Annotated in this window: 1 protein-coding gene; it reads right to left on the reverse strand. The window is 62.7% G+C overall.

What is annotated here, in order from left to right; all coding sequences use genetic code 11:
• Positions 1–105: 105 nt before the first annotated feature.
• Positions 106–414 (reverse strand): 30S ribosomal protein S10, encoded by a 309-nt coding sequence (gene rpsJ / locus EOA29_RS39540; RefSeq protein ID WP_006205468.1) that lies wholly within the window; start codon positions 412–414, stop codon positions 106–108.
• Positions 415–528: the final 114 nt, after the last annotated feature.

The following is a 528-nucleotide window of genomic DNA, read 5'->3' on the forward strand; positions in this document are numbered from 1 at the left end:
ACCTGAACGCATCGGTTCAATTCCTTTAGAGTTCCCTGTCGGGGCTAGCGCCCCTCCACGCCTCTTGTTCCTTCAGAGTTCCGGGTCGCCCCGCCCTCTTGTTCCTTAGAGCTTGATCTCGACGTCGACACCGGCGGCCAGATCGAGCTTCATCAGAGCATCGACGGTCTGCGGGGTCGGATCGACGATGTCGAGCAGCCGCTTGTGGGTGCGCATCTCGAACTGCTCGCGGCTCTTCTTGTCGACGTGAGGCGACCGGTTGACCGTGAACTTTTCGATCCGCGTCGGCAGCGGAATGGGGCCGCGGACGTTGGCGCCGGTGCGCTTGGCGGTCGACACGATTTCGCGCGTCGAGGCGTCGAGCACCCGGTGGTCAAACGCCTTAAGGCGGATGCGGATATTCTGTCCGTTCATGCGTCAATTCCTTGTTCTGGCGCGGCGCGGGCAGCTCCCGCGCCCGCGACAGATCCGTTTCAGTCCAATTACTCTTTGATGGTGACGACGATGCCGGCACCGACGGTGCGGCCG

Origin of the sequence: Mesorhizobium sp. M1E.F.Ca.ET.063.01.1.1, assembly GCF_003998155.1 — a bacterium.
Taxonomy (GTDB): Bacteria; Pseudomonadota; Alphaproteobacteria; order Rhizobiales; family Rhizobiaceae; genus Mesorhizobium.

What these genes read in the sequence shown, in the direction of transcription:
- rpsJ (WP_006205468.1), bottom strand. Translation starts at nt 414, where the DNA reads ATGAACGGACAGAATATCCGCATCCGCCTTAAGGCGTTTGACCACCGG.